Annotated in this window: 17 protein-coding genes; 8 read left to right on the top strand and 9 right to left on the bottom strand. The window is 67.4% G+C overall.

From position 1 onward, the window contains the following. Window positions 1-5: 5 nt before the first annotated feature. Together sppA and G9465_RS08325 are read right to left on the bottom strand one after the other, a co-directional pair. On the bottom strand, window positions 6-1,001 hold the full coding sequence (gene sppA / locus G9465_RS08330) for a signal peptide peptidase SppA (RefSeq protein WP_166968888.1): 996 nt from the start codon (window positions 999-1,001) through the stop codon (window positions 6-8). After that, the gene (locus G9465_RS08325; RefSeq protein ID WP_166968886.1) at window positions 1,001-1,741 is read right to left on the bottom strand and encodes a proteasome assembly chaperone family protein; all 741 of its coding nucleotides are present in this window, start codon (window positions 1,739-1,741) and stop codon (window positions 1,001-1,003) included. The genes sppA and G9465_RS08325 overlap by 1 nt, the downstream gene beginning before the upstream one ends. A gap of 243 nt (window positions 1,742-1,984) precedes the next feature. Between G9465_RS08325 and G9465_RS08320 the strand changes: the two genes are divergently transcribed. Both G9465_RS08320 and G9465_RS08315 read left to right on the top strand, forming a co-directional pair. Next, a complete protein-coding gene (locus G9465_RS08320) occupies window positions 1,985-2,893 on the top strand; it encodes an RsmB/NOP family class I SAM-dependent RNA methyltransferase (protein ID WP_166968884.1) in 909 nt (302 codons plus the stop codon). After that, on the top strand, window positions 2,890-3,396 hold the full coding sequence (locus tag G9465_RS08315; RefSeq protein WP_166968882.1) for a hypothetical protein: 507 nt from the start codon (window positions 2,890-2,892) through the stop codon (window positions 3,394-3,396). Before G9465_RS08320 ends, G9465_RS08315 begins: the two co-directional genes overlap by 4 nt. Before the next feature lies 1 nt (window position 3,397). On the opposite strand, the gene G9465_RS08310 is transcribed toward G9465_RS08315, so the two are convergent. Together G9465_RS08310 and G9465_RS08305 are read right to left on the bottom strand one after the other, a co-directional pair. Next, window positions 3,398-3,607 (bottom strand): dodecin family protein, encoded by a 210-nt coding sequence (locus G9465_RS08310; RefSeq protein ID WP_166968880.1) that lies wholly within the window; start codon window positions 3,605-3,607, stop codon window positions 3,398-3,400. Window positions 3,608-3,701: 94 nt separating this feature from the next. Beyond that, entirely contained in the window at window positions 3,702-5,273 is a 1,572-nt protein-coding gene (locus tag G9465_RS08305; protein WP_166968878.1) for a DUF790 family protein, read from the bottom strand. A 36-nt stretch (window positions 5,274-5,309) separates the two neighbouring features. On the opposite strand from G9465_RS08305, the gene G9465_RS08300 reads away from it, so the two are divergent. Then, the gene (locus G9465_RS08300; protein ID WP_166968876.1) at window positions 5,310-5,510 is read left to right on the top strand and encodes a hypothetical protein; all 201 of its coding nucleotides are present in this window, start codon (window positions 5,310-5,312) and stop codon (window positions 5,508-5,510) included. 6 nt (window positions 5,511-5,516) lie between these two features. Here the strand turns inward: G9465_RS08300 and G9465_RS08295 are convergent, their stop codons facing one another. From G9465_RS08295 to G9465_RS08285, 3 genes are all read right to left on the bottom strand, one after another. Further along, entirely contained in the window at window positions 5,517-6,788 is a 1,272-nt protein-coding gene (locus G9465_RS08295; RefSeq protein WP_166968874.1) for a TIGR00341 family protein, read from the bottom strand. Between the two features lie 142 nt (window positions 6,789-6,930). After that, entirely contained in the window at window positions 6,931-8,265 is a 1,335-nt protein-coding gene (locus G9465_RS08290) for a DEAD/DEAH box helicase family protein (protein WP_166968872.1), read from the bottom strand. 42 nt (window positions 8,266-8,307) lie between these two features. Beyond that, window positions 8,308-9,087, bottom strand: coding sequence for a YihY/virulence factor BrkB family protein (locus tag G9465_RS08285; RefSeq protein WP_166968870.1), 780 nt, complete (start codon window positions 9,085-9,087; stop codon window positions 8,308-8,310). A gap of 122 nt (window positions 9,088-9,209) precedes the next feature. On the opposite strand from G9465_RS08285, the gene G9465_RS08280 reads away from it, so the two are divergent. The 4 genes from G9465_RS08280 (at window position 9,210) to dnaK (ending at window position 12,860) form a co-directional block, all read left to right on the top strand. Beyond that, complete coding sequence (locus G9465_RS08280) at window positions 9,210-9,401, top strand: DUF1328 domain-containing protein (protein ID WP_166968868.1); 192 nt, start codon at window positions 9,210-9,212, stop codon at window positions 9,399-9,401. Window positions 9,402-9,452: 51 nt separating this feature from the next. Continuing rightward, window positions 9,453-10,073, top strand: a complete 621-nt coding sequence (locus G9465_RS08275; RefSeq protein WP_166968866.1) for a hypothetical protein — start codon at window positions 9,453-9,455, stop codon at window positions 10,071-10,073. 42 nt (window positions 10,074-10,115) lie between these two features. After that, entirely contained in the window at window positions 10,116-10,790 is a 675-nt protein-coding gene (locus G9465_RS08270; RefSeq protein ID WP_166968864.1) for a nucleotide exchange factor GrpE, read from the top strand. A 156-nt stretch (window positions 10,791-10,946) separates the two neighbouring features. After that, a complete protein-coding gene (gene dnaK / locus G9465_RS08265) occupies window positions 10,947-12,860 on the top strand; it encodes a molecular chaperone DnaK (RefSeq protein ID WP_166968863.1) in 1,914 nt (637 codons plus the stop codon). 131 nt (window positions 12,861-12,991) lie between these two features. On the opposite strand, the gene G9465_RS08260 is transcribed toward dnaK, so the two are convergent. Both G9465_RS08260 and G9465_RS08255 read right to left on the bottom strand, forming a co-directional pair. Next, window positions 12,992-14,731 (bottom strand): Rieske 2Fe-2S domain-containing protein, encoded by a 1,740-nt coding sequence (locus G9465_RS08260; protein WP_166968862.1) that lies wholly within the window; start codon window positions 14,729-14,731, stop codon window positions 12,992-12,994. 65 nt (window positions 14,732-14,796) lie between these two features. After that, complete coding sequence (locus G9465_RS08255) at window positions 14,797-15,318, bottom strand: hypothetical protein (protein WP_166968860.1); 522 nt, start codon at window positions 15,316-15,318, stop codon at window positions 14,797-14,799. A gap of 133 nt (window positions 15,319-15,451) precedes the next feature. On the opposite strand from G9465_RS08255, the gene dnaJ reads away from it, so the two are divergent. Further along, on the top strand, window positions 15,452-16,600 hold the full coding sequence (gene dnaJ, locus G9465_RS08250; RefSeq protein WP_166968858.1) for a molecular chaperone DnaJ: 1,149 nt from the start codon (window positions 15,452-15,454) through the stop codon (window positions 16,598-16,600). Window positions 16,601-16,633: the final 33 nt, after the last annotated feature.

Genomic DNA, 16,633 nt, shown 5'->3' with positions numbered 1-16,633 from the left:
GCGACTCAGCGCCGGAAAGAAAGGCCGTCGACGTCACCGCCGACCGTACTCGCAAGGCCGGCACCGAACGCGAAGGCGACCCGCTGGGCGCCCCCGCGGAGTCGCCCCATCAGCCCCCGTTCGGGTTCGAACTCGGTGACGACGACCGGTTCGCCGATGCGGGCTTCGAGGCGGTCCTCGACGTCGTCTCGGGTACCGATGTCGTCGACGAGTCCCCGTTCGTGGGCCTCGGTCCCGAGGAAGATGCGAGCCTCGGTCTCTCTGATGGTCTCGTCGTCCATCTCGCGACCCGCTGCCACCGTCTCGACGAACTGGTCGTAATAGTCGTCGACGATGCCTTGCAGGTACTCGCGTTCGTCGTCGGTCATCTCCTTCAGCGGCGTCCCGGCGTCCTTGTACTCGCCGGCGGTGAACTGCTCGTAGGAGAGGCCCGCCTGATCGGCGAGGTCCTTGGCGTTGACCCGAGAGCCGATGACGCCGATAGAGCCGACGATAGAACCCTCCCGCGCCCACAGTTCGTCACAGCCGGCAGCGATGTCGTAGCCGCCGCTGGCACAGACGTCGGTGGCGTAGGCGACGGTCGGGCCGTCGAAGCGCTCCGCGGCGAGACGGATGTCCTCGCTCGGGACGATCTGGCCGCCGGGCGTGTTGAGTTTCAGGAGGAGCGCCTCGGCGCCCTTGTCCTCGTCGGCCCGCTCTATCTGCTCGACCACGTCGTCGGCGCTGGCGCCGGTCGGCGGACTCGCGATGCCGCCACCGCCGTCCCGCGTGATGGGTCCCTCGACGGCGACTTCGGCCACGTTGTGGGCCGGGACGAGCGACCCGGCCGCGTTGCTCCCGATGCGGGCGGCGACGACCACCGTCGCCAGCACCAGTACCACACCGATGAGTTCGGCGAAGTCGTCGGGCACGACGACGAAGACGACCCAGCCGAGCAGTACCGCGACGACGACGACGGCGAGGACGATGCCGCCGCGTTCGAGTGCGTCGGCATCCACCATTACTGATACATCCCCAGCGGTCGAGCGCTCGTGCTCTCCTCGTCGGCCTGTTGCATCTGCTCTGCCAGCCGCTCTTTGGCCTTGCCTATCTCCTCGGCCTGTTCGACGAGCGCCTCCGTGTCCACCTCGAACGAGCCGAGCGGGCCGATAGCGGTCTTCAGGAGTGCTCTTGCGGCTTCGGGGTCCGGGAACTGCGGGTCGGCCTCGACGATGAGGCCGACGCCGGTCAGGCCGACTCGCTGGGCCTCGTGGACCAGCGCTCCCGTCGGCCCGGTGACCGCCCCGGACTCCGTGGGCGGGCTTACGTCGGCCTCCGCCAGCAATGCCGCCCCGTCGCCGGTCGCGATGCCGTAGACGTCGGGGACGTCACCGCTTTTCTCCGCGGGCATCCCGCTGAGGAATATCGGCGTCACGTCGTGGCTGACGAACCAGCCGACGATGCAGGTGGCGAACTCCTCGGCCGCCGACGGCGAGACGGGCGCGTCGCTCTGGAGGACCAGCAGGTCTCGGTCCTCGTCGGCGTAGATGCGCACCGGCGCCTTGACCGTCGGGTCGCCCTCGCTGTACACCGCTATCTCCGGAAGACCATCACAGTGGGCCGTCCCGTAGTGGACCATGTCGTAGGCGTCGACCAGATGGTCGGCCGCTATCTTGCCGACCAGTCCCACCCCGGGGAGCCCCTCGACGAGTGTCGGGTCGTCGAGTTCGACGTCGTCCCGATGGACCTGTACGTGTGCCATACCCCGAGAGAGGACCGCCGTCGGCTTGAAAGGCAGGGCTACTCGGGGGTGACTCATGGGTCGCTGCCGGCGGAACGGGGTCCGGCGTCGACAGCCAGGAGGTCCCCGCCCCATGAATCGGCCAATCGGGTGGGACCGAAAGGGGCCGCTCGTTGTCGGTCGCAATCGTAGCGGTAAGACGGAGAGAATCCGCTGTGCCTAGCTTCGAAACCCACAAACAGACCCCCGACGAACCACGGGCCAATGGAACCCATCGAACGGTATCGCCCCATCGTCGACGACTGGGAGGCGTTCCGGGCGGCCTGCGACCGGCCGTTACCGTCGGCGATTCGGGTCAACACCCTCAAGGCCACCGTCGAGGACGTGCGGACGGCGCTCGACGAGGCCGGCGTCACCTACGACCCGGTCGAGTGGCACGACCTGCTGTTCGTCCTGCCGGAGGACTCGCCGGGCCGGAATTGGCCGTACTTCCACGGATGGATTCACGGGCAAGAGGAGGTGTCGGCGGTTCCGGCCACCGTCCTCGACCCCCAGCCGGGCGAGCGGGTGTGGGACGCCTGTGCCGCCCCGGGGACGAAGACGACCCAGTTGTCGGCGCTGATGGACGACACCGGCGAGGTGGTGGCGACGGACAACAACCTCGGGCGCATCTCGGCGCTGCGGACGAACACCGAGCGACTCGGCGCGACGAACGTCGCCGTCACGCACGAGGACGGTCGCAACCACTCGCTGAAACCCTTCGGCGGCGAGGAGTACGACCGAGCGCTCGTCGACGTTCCCTGCTCCTGTGAGGGGACCATCCGCAAGAACCGCGACGCCTTCGACGACTGGTCGCTCTCGCACGTCGAGGGCATCTCGGGCGTCCAGAAGGGGATCCTCACGCGCGCCGTGCAGGCGACGAAGCCGGGCGGTACCGTGGTCTACTCGACGTGTACGTTCGCCCCGGAGGAAAACGAGGCAGTGCTGGACTACGCGCTGGCCGAGGAGGACTGCAGAGTCGTCGACTACGACCTCGACCTGACCCACCGCGAGGGCGTCACGGAGTGGCAGGACGACGAGTTCGACCCGAGCGTGACGAAGGCAAAGCGCATCTACCCCCAACACAACGACACGGGCGGGTTCTTCTGTGCGAAATTGGAGGTGACGGAATGAGCAACGACAGCACGCAGTTCACGCGCCTGCCGGAGACGGCCGACGAACGCGAAGACGAGGGCCGCGCGACCCGCGAGGAGGTGCTGGACTTCTGGGCGGAGCGCTTCGGCGTCCCGCCGGAGACGTTCGCCGACCACACCTTCTGGGAGCGCGGTGCCGGGAAGATATGGCTCTACCGCGGCGACCCGCCGTCGCCCGTCGACGTCGAGGGACTGGGGATGACGTTCCTCCGAACCCGACAGGAACACTGGAAGCCGACGCTGGAGGCCGTCCAGCGTTTTGGCGACCACGCGACGAAGAACGTCATCCACCTCTCAGAGGGCGAGGCCACGGCCTTCGCGGCCGGCCACGATCAGGAACTCGACTGGGAGGGAGACTGGGGCTACCTCGTGGTCACCCACGACCTCGCGGGGCAAGTCGAACCCATCGGTGTCGGCCTGTACGTCTACGGCGAACTACGCTCGCAGGTCCCCAAAGGGCGGCGGCGGGACCTCGACGACTAGGTCACTGCTGGTGGTGGACGGGGAACGCCACCTCGACGGTCGTCTTGTACTCCGTTATCTGTCCGTCCTCGACGGTCGCCGTCCAGTCCTCGATTTCGACGCCGTGGATGTCCTCGATGGTCTCGCTGGCCTGTGCGACCGCCTCGTGGGCCGCGTCCTCCCACGACTCGGTCGACGTGCCCAGCACCTTGACAATCTTGACTGCTGTCATGCGGTCTCCAATCGAGAAGGGGGCGACTTAGCTATGCTTCGGCTATCGGCGACCCCGAGGGGTAGGCCGGTGTTAGCCGCGTCCGGGACCGACCCTACTCACCGGCACCGTTCTCGCCCGACCCGTCCGCTCGTTCTCGGACGGTCCCGCCGCTCAGGCCCGTCCACTCCACGCGGTAGCCGAGGCGTGCGAGGACGGCGCTGTCGTCGTCGACGCCGTACTCGTCGAGGACAGTCTCCGCGTCAGAGAGGGTCATCCCCGCCTCGATTTCGTCGCCGAGTACGTCGAGGACGCTCGGCCGGATCAGCGTGCGCCCGACGCGTTCGTGGGCCGGGAACGACTTGTCCTCGACGGCGTCCTCGCTGACGCCGTACTCCGCAGCGAGGCCGGCGAGCGACACAACGTCGGCGTCGGGCCGCAGTGCTTCGGGGATGTCGGCCGCGCTCTCGGCGACGAGTTCCGACTCGTAGGGCCGGAGGGCGTCCCGAACGTCCTTGACCCGCACCGTCCCGGCGTACGGAATCGCGCGGTGGTCCCGTGCCTCGACGGCCTCGCCGACGCCCAGCGACTCGTCGACGGCGACCAGCATCTCGACGTCGTCCATCGCGTCGAGGCGGTCGAGTTTCTTCTCGACGTACTCGGGCGTCCAGAACCCCATCACCTCGAAGAAGACGCGGAACGGGGCGTCGGGGTCGGTCGTATCGCGGACAGTGGCGTCGCCGCCCGGTGCCCACTCGAAGGCGAAGTCCGGGACGACGACGTGTTCGCCGGCCGCGAGCGGTTCGGGTTCACGAACCAGCCGCCAGTCCAGCCCGAGCGCCGAGAATCGAGCGGCGAAGTCCGCCTCGACGCCGCTGTCGTACGTGACTTCGGCCACGGGGTCGGTGCCGGGTGCGGAGACGTCGACGTCCGAGAGGCGGAGTTCGCGCTCGGTCCCCCGGTCGTCGATGGTCGCGGTCAGGTCCCACTCGGCGGCTTTGATTACGGTCCGGAGAAGGCGCGCAAAGCGGGTTCCGTACCGGCGCGTGTTCGAGAACAGCGCGTCCGGACCGGTGATTATCACTTCACGGCCCGCCGGCGTCTCGCGTATCTCGTACATGAGACGGAGGCGTTTCACTGCGGAGACGAGCGCTTTCGGATCCGACGATCGAACCCGGACCTCGGTGGCGTCGAACAACGCCGTCTGGGCCAGCGAGAGGTTGTACTGCGTGACGAGTTCGGCTGGCGTCCAACGGGCGTCCACCTCGGTAAGCACCTGCCGGTCCGCTAAATCGGCGTACAGCGACGCCTCCGTCGCGTCGGCGTCGACGCCGAGTCGGTCCGCCGCCCGGTCGATGGCCGCCGCTCGCTCCGCTTCCGTGACGACGCCGACGGCTTCTGCCGCCTCGAACACCCGTTTGCGTGCCCGTTCCGGCGGGACTGCCGACCGCGTCTCGAAGGTGGCCTCTCGCTCGACGAGTTTGGCGACCCCCCGGACGAGTTTGAAGTCCTCGGCCTCGGCTTCGAGGTCCGTCAGCGCCGCCTGCAGTTCCGCCCGCGTCTCGCCGACGTGGCCCTGATACACGCCGAGGACGCGGGCGGCGAGTCGCTCCCGCGACCCGTCGATGAACTGCGGACGGTAGCCGCCGCCGGCCCGAGAGACGCGCAGGAGGTCCTTCGTCAGCACGACGGACACTCCGGCACCAACGGACAAAAACGCCCCGTGTCACTCGGGCGTGGCGGCGGCGATCCAGAGGCCGGTCACGTAGCCGTCGGTCTTGGCGGGTTCGACGCTGTTCGTGACAGCGTCCCGACGGAGACCCGGCAGTTCGACGCCGATATCGTCGACGAGTCGCGACAGGGGACGGGAGAACGGCTCGCCGGTCGCCGACTAAAAGGCGTGACGGTTCGAGGCGCGTTGTAGCGACCGCTAGGTCGCCGTCTGCCGGTCGACGAACGTCACCTCGACGCTCGACTCCTCGTCGATGGCAGCCGTGACCGCCGCCTCCAGTCTGGTTGCCAGTCTGGGATACGCCGTGTCGTCGGGCCGACTCACCTGCACCGTGACCTCACGGTCGAACCTGTAGACGCTGACGCCGCCGAAGCGGGTCCGCACCGACAACAACCGGAGGTCCTCGTACGATTCGTCGGCGAGCGTCTCCTCGACGGCATCGTTGACCGACGTCTCGACCTGCATCTGTCGCACCGTCACGGTGCTCGCACCCGCAAACGTCGCCAGCAGGACGAGCAGCGCCATCACGGTGGGCGCGTACTGCCGGACCGTCCCGAGATTCGGCCACCCGTGTCCCCAGTCCCGAGGTCGGAACCCGAGGCCCCAGAGGACGAGAAAACCAGTGAGGTTGATAGACGCCGCGTTCACCAGCAGAAGGATGCCCGCCCCGAGTGCCACCGCGGGGAGGCCCCACGCGATGCCGACGCCGACGGCGGCCGCCGCGGGGATGAGCGCCGCGGCGATCATGACGCCGACGAGCGAGACCGGCAGCGCTGTCGCGAGGCCGACGGCACCGGCGGCCCCGGCACACAGCCCGACGGCCAGCGAGAGGAATCCGGGGGAGATGCGCTGAGCTATCTGCTGGACCGTCGTCACGCGCAACTGACCGGGTACGAACCCGGCGTGCCGCACGAGAAATCCGAAAGTAGCCGCGCTCGCCACCGCAAGCAACAGTCCGAGTATCTGGTCGCGAAACCCCTCTTTCACCAGCGGTCGGTCGTCGAGCGTCGTCCCGACGGCGGCGATGAGCGCCGACCCGACCTGCGGTGCGATGACCATCGACCCGACGACGATAGCTGGCGAGTCCAGCAAGAGACCGGCCGTCGCGACCACCGCGCTCAGGATGGTCATTCCGTAGTACGTGACGGCCCCGGGGTTCATCCCGACCGCGCGGCCACGGAGTTCGTCGTGGGAGATGCGGTCCGCGTGACTCTCCGCCGCGACGGACTGGTCCGGCCGGGCCGTCTCCGCGGTGGCGACGACGGCGTAGCGGTCGGGGTCCAGCCCCGCCGATTCGAGTTCCTCGAACACCTCGTCGACGGCCTCTGGCGGAATCGGGAACTGGATGAGCGACGCCTCACCGCCGGCGCTCACCTCGTCGGTCTGTACGTAGCTTATCTCGCGGTCGTCGAGCACCGCTTGAACGGTGTCGAGGTCGCCGTCTTCGACCCGTATCTGTATCAGGCGCACCGCTCGCGCCTCCACAGGACGGTCTGTGCCAGAGAGAACAGAGACTGCATCCAGCCGAACAGACCGGCCCGAAGCCGTTATTTATGCAGCCCTTAGGCAACCGTGACTCGGCTTACCGATTCCGCAGCGGTGTGAGTGGGGCCTAGCGGCGCCGACGCGCGACCCGTTCCTCGGCGGTCGCCTCCGTGACGAGTTCGTACAGCAGCGCTCGTCCGCCGTCGGCCTTCGGTCGGAGAACGCGCCCGAGACGCTGGGTGAACTCCCGTTCGGACCCGCTCCCCGAGAGGACGACGGCGACGTTGGCGTCGGGGACGTCCACGCCTTCGTCTAGGACGTTCGCTGTCACCACGCGCGAGTACGTCCCGTCGCGGAACCGCTCCAGAATCTCGCGGCGCTCGCTCGCGCCCGTCTCGTGGGTTATCGCCGGGAGGAGGAACCGTTCCGAGAGGCGATAGACGAGGTCCGTGTAGGCGGTAAAGACGATGACGCGGTCGTCGCGGTGTCGGTCGAGGATGTCGGCCAGTCGGTCGACCTTCCGACGGGCGTTCATCATCACCTCGCGGGCGCGCTGCTTCGCAAGCAGGGCCTCCCGGGCCGCGGGGTCGGTGCCCGAGCGCTTGACGAGTTCCTGATAGTCACTGCCCGAGCGCAACTGGATGTTCGACCGTTTCAGGTAGTCCGTGAACGTGCCCTGTTCGGCCTCGTAGCGTTCCCGTTCGTCGTCGGTGAGTTCGACCTCGACGCGTTTGATGTCGTAGTCGGCGAGGTGGTCGCCCGCCAGTTCATCGACCGAGAGGTCGTAGACGAGGGGGCCGACCAGTTCCTCGACGACCTCGTGGGCGCCGTCGGGGCGTTCGAACGTTGCCGTGAGGCCCATCCGCGCCGGTGCGGCGAGCAGTCGGGCGATGTCCCGGTATCCCTCGCCGCCGAGGTGGTGGACCTCGTCGAAGACGACGAGGCCGAACCGGTCGCCCAGTTCGTCGGCCCGGAGGTACGCCGAGTCGTAGGTGGCGACGGTGACCGACTCGACGCGCTGTTCGCCGCCGCCCAGACGGCCGATAGGGCGGTCGAACTCCCGTTCGAGTTCGCGTTGCCACTGTTCCAGTAGGTCGATGGTCGGGACGACGACGAGCGTCGGGGTATCGAGTGCCACCATCGCGGCGATGCCGATGACCGTCTTCCCGCTCCCGGTCGGCAGTTCGAGACAGCCACGGTCGCCGGCCTCGCGCCACGCCGACAGCGCCGCCGCTTGGTACTCGCGCAGGTCGTACGTCGTCGAGAGCGAGAGGGGGGCGGTGTCGAGAACGTGGTCGGCGTAGTCGACTCCGCTGTTGGCTACCGCGGCCCGGAGTTCCGCGTAGCGGTAGGCCGGGGCCCGGGCGCTCTTCGACCGGTCGTCACGCTCGACGCCCGGCAGGCCCGGTGGCACGTCCCCGTCGAGTCGGACGGTGCCCGACTCGAAGGTCAACTCCAGCACGGACTGCGGTTCGTCGGGGTCGCCGATAACGGTTTCGCGGCGTCACCGACGGCCGGCGACGACGGCGTTGAGGAGTGCGCCCGCGAGGACGAGCGAACTGCCGAAGAACAGCCACGTCACGAACAGGACGACCGCACCGAGCAATTCCGAGACCGTGCGCGGTCCGACAGCGAGGTAGAGGTCGAAGCCGAGGCGGAGGAGTTCCCATCCGCCCGCGGCGAGGACAGTCCCGGGCAGCGCCTCCGTCACCGAGAGGTCCACGTCGGGGAGCGTGTAGTACAGCGGCCAGAGGAGGACAGCGACGACGAGGACGCGAACGAGCGCTACTGCCGGGCCCGTCACCGTCGTTCCTGTGAGGCTAACGGCGAGGCGAACGCCGAGGACAGCGGCGACGGCCCCGCCGACGCCGACCATCGCTACGAGGCCGTTGGTAAACCGACCGCCGACCGACGACTCTGTCCGGTACACCTTCGCGAACGCGGCGTCCAGTCCTCGGAACAGTCGCAACACGCCCCACAGGAGGACGACGGCGCTCCCGAGGGAGGCTTGCCACCGACCCGACGCGCCGGTGACGGCCTCCCTGAGCAGCCGAGTCCCCACCGGAGAGAGCGCCGTGCCTGCGGCGCTGACGAGCGCGTCTGCGACAGTTTCGTCCCAGAGTGCGGTCACGGCGGTCATCGTGAGGACGCTGGCGGGGACGAGCGCCACCAACCCGTAGTACGCGAGCGCGGCCGCCGTCAGTCCGAACTCCATCTCGCGACTGGCGAGGACGACACGACGCCCGGTCTCGCGGAGCGTCTCCGGTCGGTCGGGAGCGCCCATACGTCGATGGACGCCCGTCGGTGGTTAGCTATGGTCAGCATACCGCCGAGGCGCCGAATAACGACGCAATTACCCACCTTTACCAGACTGATAACTAATGTCTAGGCGCCCGAAGGACCGTTATGATCCGTTCTCTGGCCGTCGTTCCGCTTCAGTTCAGTGGCGGGTTCCTCGAGTACGCGCTCGTCTTCCTCGTCCTCGCAGTGATCGCCGGACTGGCGGGGTTCCGCGGTGTCGCCGGCCTGAGTATGAGTATCGCGAAGATACTCGTGGTCATCTTCCTCGTTCTCATGGTCGTCTCGCTGCTCCTGTGAGCCACGTTTCACCGAAACAACATCTATAACCCTGTGTCTCGAACTGTCGATATGGACCGGTGGGTCGACCCCGACGAGACTGACCCGGCGACGTGGCGTGGTAGCGGGCCACACGATGACCTCCGACGGGGTGAAGACGTCGGGTCCGTCCTCGAACGAGCGGCGCGGACCCCGCTCCCGTACCAGTACGAGGAGGACCGACACTACAGCGAGGCCGTCGCGGAGATATTCCGAACGAGTCAGTTCTCGAACGCTCGCGTCGTCTACAACTGCGGGATCGACGCCCACCGGCGTATCAAGGTGCTCACTCGGGGGTTGCTCTGGGGTGGCGGCGAGGACCACCAGCGGTTCAAGGCCCAGTACCGCCGCCCACCGTCGCCGACCGAGACAGTCCCGTTCGGGGAGTACACTGTCTGGACGCGCTTTCAGTACGGACACATCGTGCGAACGGACGACGGCGTGACCTTCTCGCCGGGCGACAGCGCACCGGAAGAGAAACTCGAAACGCTGGCGTGGGCCGACCTCTATGAACCCGTCCGGCAGCGACTCGTCGAACTCGAACTCGTCCGGAACCCGCCGTTCGCGAAGTACCGCCTGCAGGAACTCGACGAGTGGGAGGAGTACCGCACCCAGTTCCGGTACGACGCCGACGCGTTCGCGCTGGGCCCGTGACGTTTCTGAATCCTTTTATTCGTGTGACGACTCCTATCGTGTATGACTGAGCAGGACGCCGCCGAGGAGGAGACGCCCCCAAGCGACGACGCTCCGGAGGACGTCGAGGTGGAAGCGGCCCCCGACGATATCGACGCCGACGACATCGACCTCGACGACGTGACCGGGGCGGACGAACCGGCCGACGAGGAACTGGTCGACCGCGTCGCCGAGTCGGACCCCGAAGACGTGGCCCAAGAACTCGCGGCGCTCCGGACCCGTGCCGACAGTCTGGAGAGTCAGGTCGAAGCCCTCGAATCCGAGACCGAGGAACTCGAAGACAAACTCAAGCGCAAACAGGCGGAGTTCCAGAACTACAAGAAACGGATGGACAAGCGCCGCGAGGAGGAGAAACAGCGCGCGACCGAGGACCTCGTGACCCGCATCTTAGACGTTCGCGACAACCTCGAACGTGCCCTGCAACAGGACGAAGACACCGACATTCGCAGCGGCGTCGAGTCGACCCTGCGCCAACTCGACGACGTCCTCGCGGCCGAGAACGTCGAGGTCATCGACCCCGAACCCGGCGAAGACGTCGACCCGACCCAGCATCAGGTACTCGCTCGCGTCGAGAGCGACGAAGCGGCTGGCTCGATCGCGGACGTGCACCGCCCCGGCTACGAGATGGCCGAGAAAGTGCTCCGAGAGGCGCAAGTCACCGTCAGTGAGGAGGAGTGAGGCGACGACGAACGGTCGGATTGCGGTACTTGATATACTCTCCGGTCGTCGCCGGCGTGAGCATCGAAAACCGCCGGGAGGCGGCCACTCGTCGCGGTTCGTGAGTCATCCCATCTAGCAACTTTTAACCGGCCGAGTCCGCTATCAGCGGGTAAGATGGCGAGCAACAAGATTCTGGGTATCGACCTCGGGACCACGAACAGTGCGTTCGCGGTCATGGAAGGTGGCGACCCCGAAATCATCGTCAACGGCGAAGGCGAGCGGACGACACCCTCCGTCGTCGCGTTCGACGACGGGGAGCGCCTCGTCGGGAAGCCAGCGAAGAATCAGGCCGTTAAGAACCCCGACGAGACGATTCAGTCCATCAAGCGGCACATGGGCGAAGACGACTACTCGGTCGAACTCGACGGCGAGGAGTACACGCCCGAGCAGGTCTCGGCGATGATCCTCCAGAAAATAAAGCACGACGCCGAGGAGTACCTCGGCGACGAGGTGGAGAAGGCCGTCATCACCGTCCCGGCGTACTTCAACGACCGCCAGCGACAGGCGACGAAGGACGCCGGCGAAATCGCCGGCTTCGAGGTCGAGCGCATCGTCAACGAACCGACCGCGGCCGCGATGGCCTACGGCCTCGACGACGAGTCCGACCAGACGGTCCTCGTCTACGACCTCGGTGGCGGGACCTTCGACGTCTCCATCCTCGACCTCGGCGGCGGCGTCTACGAGGTCGTCGCGACCAACGGGGACAACGACCTCGGGGGCGACGACTGGGACCACGCCATCATCGACTATCTGGCCGACGAGTTCGAGGCCGAACACGGCATCGACCTGCGCGAGGACCGACAGGCCCTCCAGCGCCTCACCGAGGCCGCCGAGGAAGCCAAGGTCGAACTCTCCTCGCGCAAGGAGACCCGCATCAACCTCCCGTTCATCGCGACGACCGACGACGGGCCGCTCGACCTCGAACAGAAGCTCACCCGTGCGAAGTTCGAGTCCCTGACCGAGGACCTCATCGAGCGCACCGTCGGCCCGACGGAGCAGGCGCTCTCGGACGCCGGCTACAGCAAGTCCGACATCGACGAGGTCATCCTCGTCGGTGGCTCGACCCGGATGCCCCAAGTCCAGGAGAAAGTCGAGGAGATGACCGGACAGGAACCGAAAAAGAACGTCAACCCCGACGAGGCCGTCGCGCTGGGTGCCGCGATTCAGGGCGGCGTCCTCTCGGGCGACGTCGACGACATCGTCCTACTGGACGTGACGCCGCTCTCGCTGGGCGTCGAGGTCAAGGGCGGCCTGTTCGAGCGCCTCATCGAGAAGAACACCACGATTCCCACGGAGGAATCGAAGATATTCACCACGGCCCAGGCCAACCAGACGCAGGTCCAGATCCGCGTCTTCCAGGGCGAGCGTGAGATCGCCGAGGAGAACGAACTGCTCGGCGCCTTCGCCCTGTCGGGCATCCCGCCGGCCCCCGCCGGAACGCCGCAGATAGAGGTGTCGTTCAACATCGACGAGAACGGCATCGTCAACGTCGAAGCCGAGGACAAGGGCTCGGGCAACAAGGAAGACATCACCATCGAAGGCGGCGCCGGCCTCTCCGACGAGCAGATAGAGGAGATGCAGGAGGAGGCCGAACAGCACGCCGAAGAGGACGAGGAACGCCGCAAGCGCATCGAGGCCCGCAACGAGGCCGAGGCCGCCGTGCGCCGCGCCGAGACGCTCATCGAGGAGAACGAGGAGGACATCGACGAGGACCTCGTCGCCGACATCGAGGAGAAGATAGCGGACGTCGAGGAGACCCTCGAAGACGAGGACGCCGACACCGAGGACTACGAGGCGGTCACCGAGGCCCTCTCCGAAGAACTGCAGGAGATCGGCAAGCAGATGTACGAAGGACAGGCCCAGCAGGCCGCCGGCGGTGCCGGTGGCGCTGCGGGTGCCGGTCCGGGCGGCATGGGCGGCGCCGGGCCCGGTGGCGCTGCCGGCGGTGCCGCGGGCGGTGCGGCCGGACAGGGCGAGGAGTACGTCGACGCCGACTTCGAGGACGTCGAAGAGGACGACGACGAGTAAGTCGGCGTCCTCTTCGGCTCGTCAGAGCTTGCTCTGACGGTGTTTCGAAAAGCGAGCGGAGCGAAGTTTTTCGAAGTAGACACGAGTAACGTGACGGACGCTTCGCCGACCTCACCTCCGTTCTTCGAGCGCTACTCCTCCCCGTGAATCGTCTCCCCCCGGAACAGGCGGTGGGCGATGGTGAACGTCTGTTCGCGTTCGCGGCGGGTCGGGAAGTGCGCCGCGAGATAGCGGGCGGTGGCGATCAGCGGGAGGCGTCGCTCGTCGTTGGATTCCGCGAACGCCACCTGCCGGAACGCGGCCTCGACGTTCTGGAGTTCGTGGAAGCCGGCGTCCTCGCGGAGCAGTCCCTCGCCGAGCGTCCGCTTGATCGCCACCACGTCGCCGCCCGCGTCGAAGTGCTCGCTGACCAACGCGCCGGCCTCGTTCACCCGGCCCTGTTCGTCGAACGTCGCGAGGAGGGCGTCGCGAATCGCCTCGGGGTCTCGATCAGACTCGGCAGGGTCCGGACGTGGTGCCGGCGGCGTGTTGAGAAAGCGGTCCAGATACACCGACATCGCGCCGTCGAAGCAGGGTCTGTACGCGTCGATGGCGTCGGTGCGAGTGGCCAGTGCGTGGGCGGCGTTGGCGTAGCTGAACGTGTGGTGGACCGTGTTCCAGTCGCTGAACTCGTTGCTGGTAGCGAAGTGGACGACGCGACGGGCCGCCGCCAGCGCGACGGCACGAGTCACCTGTCCGGCCGTCGCGCCCTCGCGGATGGCGTTCCGAAGCGCGTCGAGTACGGTTTCGGGGTCGTCGGCGAGCAACGTCTCGACGAAGTCGTCGGGTCGGTCCCACTCGTGGCCCTCGCCCGCGGCCACGAGATCCGGGAGGGCGTCGTGCGCGTCGAAACACAGGGCCGCCACGTCGATTGGCTGGCGCCACTGGGACAGTTCCTCGCTCCTGCTGGCGTCGGTGAACTGGTCGACCGTCGAGGCGAGGACGTCCTCGGCGTGCGCCCAGCCGACGTGGTCCAGCGTCTCGACGGCCTTGTTCACGAAGTCGAGCGTGTGGCCGGCGTTCATGTAGAGGTGGTCGGTGGCCGCGGCCAGCAATATCTCGATCACGTCCTCGCGGGGTAGGACGGCGGCCGCGGTGCGGAGACAGCGCTCTGCGCCGTCGTCGTCGCGGACCTCACACGTTTCACGGAACCACGACTTGAGGCGGGCTTTCGAGAGGTCCCGATTGCTGAGTTCGTACTGGTCGAAGCGTGGCGGTTCGCCCGAGCAGTCGTCGGCGACTTCGGTGACGCCGACGTACATCGCCCGCAGTTTCTCGTTGTGGGCCACGTCGTCGTAGAGGTTCGCCATCGCGCCGAGGGTCGTCAGGCCGCGGCCCCAGCCCATCGAGCGGTAGGTCGTCCCGAAGTCCACGGCGGTTTCGAGCGGCGTCGTGAAACCCTCGCCGAGGTCGTCTAAGTTGATGACGGCCTTCGCCGCGACGAGGTCGATGTTCTCCTGCATCGCGTCGGCGAGGCGGTTGCGCCAGTGGGTTTCGGGCGGCACGTCGGGTTCGGGGTCCGGGTGGACGTACACGTCGCCGTCGCGTATCTCGACGGGGAACGTCTGGACGTCGTCGGCCCACGGGTCGAGCGTGTCGCCGCAGGCCAACTCGAAGCGGGCGTGGTGCCAGTGACAGGTCAGGAGGCCGTCGTCGACGGTGCCCTTCGAGAGGGGAAACCCCATGTGGGGACAGCGGTTATCGACGGCGTAGACGGTGCCCTCGTGATGGAAGAGGGCGATAGACCGGCCGCCGACCTGCGCCAGTTGCGGCGAGTTCTCGGCGAGGTGGGCAAGCGGGAACAGTTCGCGGTAGGCGTCCTCGGTAGCCATGTGTGAACAGTCGGCACAGGGGAGTGTAAAGATTCGCTGAGACGAGTGCGTGTTGTCACAGTCGCTTACGCAGTCCCGTCCCCGACGGTGACCGTCCCCAGCGTCGCCGTCCGCTCGTTCGGCGCGCCGACGAGCCGTCCCGTCCAGACGACGGCGACGGTGTCGCCCGACTCGAGGTAGAAGCCGACCGAGCCGTCGCCGTCGAGGTAGTCCCCGTCGCCGTCGCTGTCGACTCGGGGGTCGTCGACGGTGACGGAGTCACCCGTGGTGACGGGGAACTCGGACGCCTCGTCGGCCCACAGCAGCGTCGTCGTCGCGTTACGGTCGGCGTCGGTGACGACGACGGCGAGTTCGGTCGTGCTGGTGGCGGTCAGTCGGTCGCCGCCAGTGTGAGACACCGTAATCGACCCGGCCTCGACGTCGTAGGTGCCCTGTACGTCGACGCTGGGAGTCGCCGTCCGCAGGTCGGCGCCGGGGCCCGCAACGAGCGCCGCCAGCCCCGCGATGGCCAGCGCTGCGAGTAGCCAGACCGCGACGCGCTCGACGGTCACGACACCGCGCGTGCCCGACCGGGAGGTCCCCCTCATTGGTGCATCCGTCCAGCGGCACCGAAATAAGCGCCTCGGTCACGCTCCGACGGCGGCCGCACCCGTCGCCGCGACGACCAGTACCAGACCCGTTCCGTTGAAGTGGCTGAGTCCAGTATCCATCGCACAACGAATGAGCCAGGACTTCTATGAGATACTGGGCGTCTCGCGGGACGCCTCCGAAGACGAGATTCAGGAGGCGTACCGCGAGAAGGCCCGGGAGTACCACCCCGACGTCAGCGACGACCCGAACGCCGAGGAGAAGTTCAAGAAGGCGAAGAAGGCAAAGGAGGTCCTCACGGACGACGAGAAGCGCCAGATGTACGACCAGATGGGTCACGAGCGCTTCGAACAGGCCGAGAAACGCGGCGGCGCCGGCGGTGGCGCCGGCCGCGGCGGCATGGGCGGCGACCCCTTCGGCGGCGCCGGCGGGTTCGACATGCAGGACATCTTCGACCAGTTCTTCGGTGGCGGCGGTCGCCGAGGCGGCGGCAACCGCCCGCAACAGGGCCAAGACCTCCAGACCCGACTGGAGATAGACCTAGAGGAGGCCTACACGGGGACCACGAAGCAGTTGAACATCACGCGTCCGGAGACCTGTGACGATTGCGACGGCAAGGGCCATCCACCGAGCGCCGACTCCCAGACCTGTCCGGAGTGTAACGGACAGGGCCAGACCACGCGGGTCCAGCAGACACCGATGGGGCGAGTCCAACAGACCGCCACCTGTCGCCGCTGTGAGGGTGACGGAACGCTGTACGACGAGACCTGTTCGACCTGCCGTGGCAGCGGCACCGTCCAGAACGACGCGTCGCTGGAGGTGGAGATTCCGCCCGGCATCGAGAACGGCCAGACGCTCCGGATGGAACGTGAGGGCGCGCCCGGCGAACGCGGCGGTCCCAACGGCGACTTGCTGATACAGTTGTCGGTCCGGGACCACCCTGACTTCGACCGCGAGGGCGACGACCTCTCCCATCAGCACGCCATCTCCTTCCCGCAGGCCGTCTTCGGCGATACGGTCAGCGTACCGACGCTGGACGGTGACATCGAGATGGACATCCCCGCCGGAACCCAGAGCGGCGAGGTGTTCCGACTGGAGGGCAAGGGGATGCCCCGCCTCCGCCGACGCGGGAACGGCGACCTCTACGTGCAGGTGCAGGTCGTCACGCCCGATAGCCTCAACGAGGAGCAACGCGAGGCCTTAGAACAGTTCGCGGAGGCCGGCGGCGAGGAGGTCGACGTCGAGGAAGGGTTCTTCGAGAAACTGAAGAACTCCCTGTAACTGCCTCGGCGGGTCGTATCGGAGCGAGCGATT

It is taken from the genome of Haloarcula sp. JP-L23, from assembly GCF_011602445.1.
Taxonomy (GTDB): Archaea; Halobacteriota; Halobacteria; order Halobacteriales; family Haloarculaceae; genus Haloarcula; species Haloarcula pellucida.
Note: the sequence above shows the minus strand (reverse complement) of the source record. Positions and strands in the feature narration are given on the sequence as shown.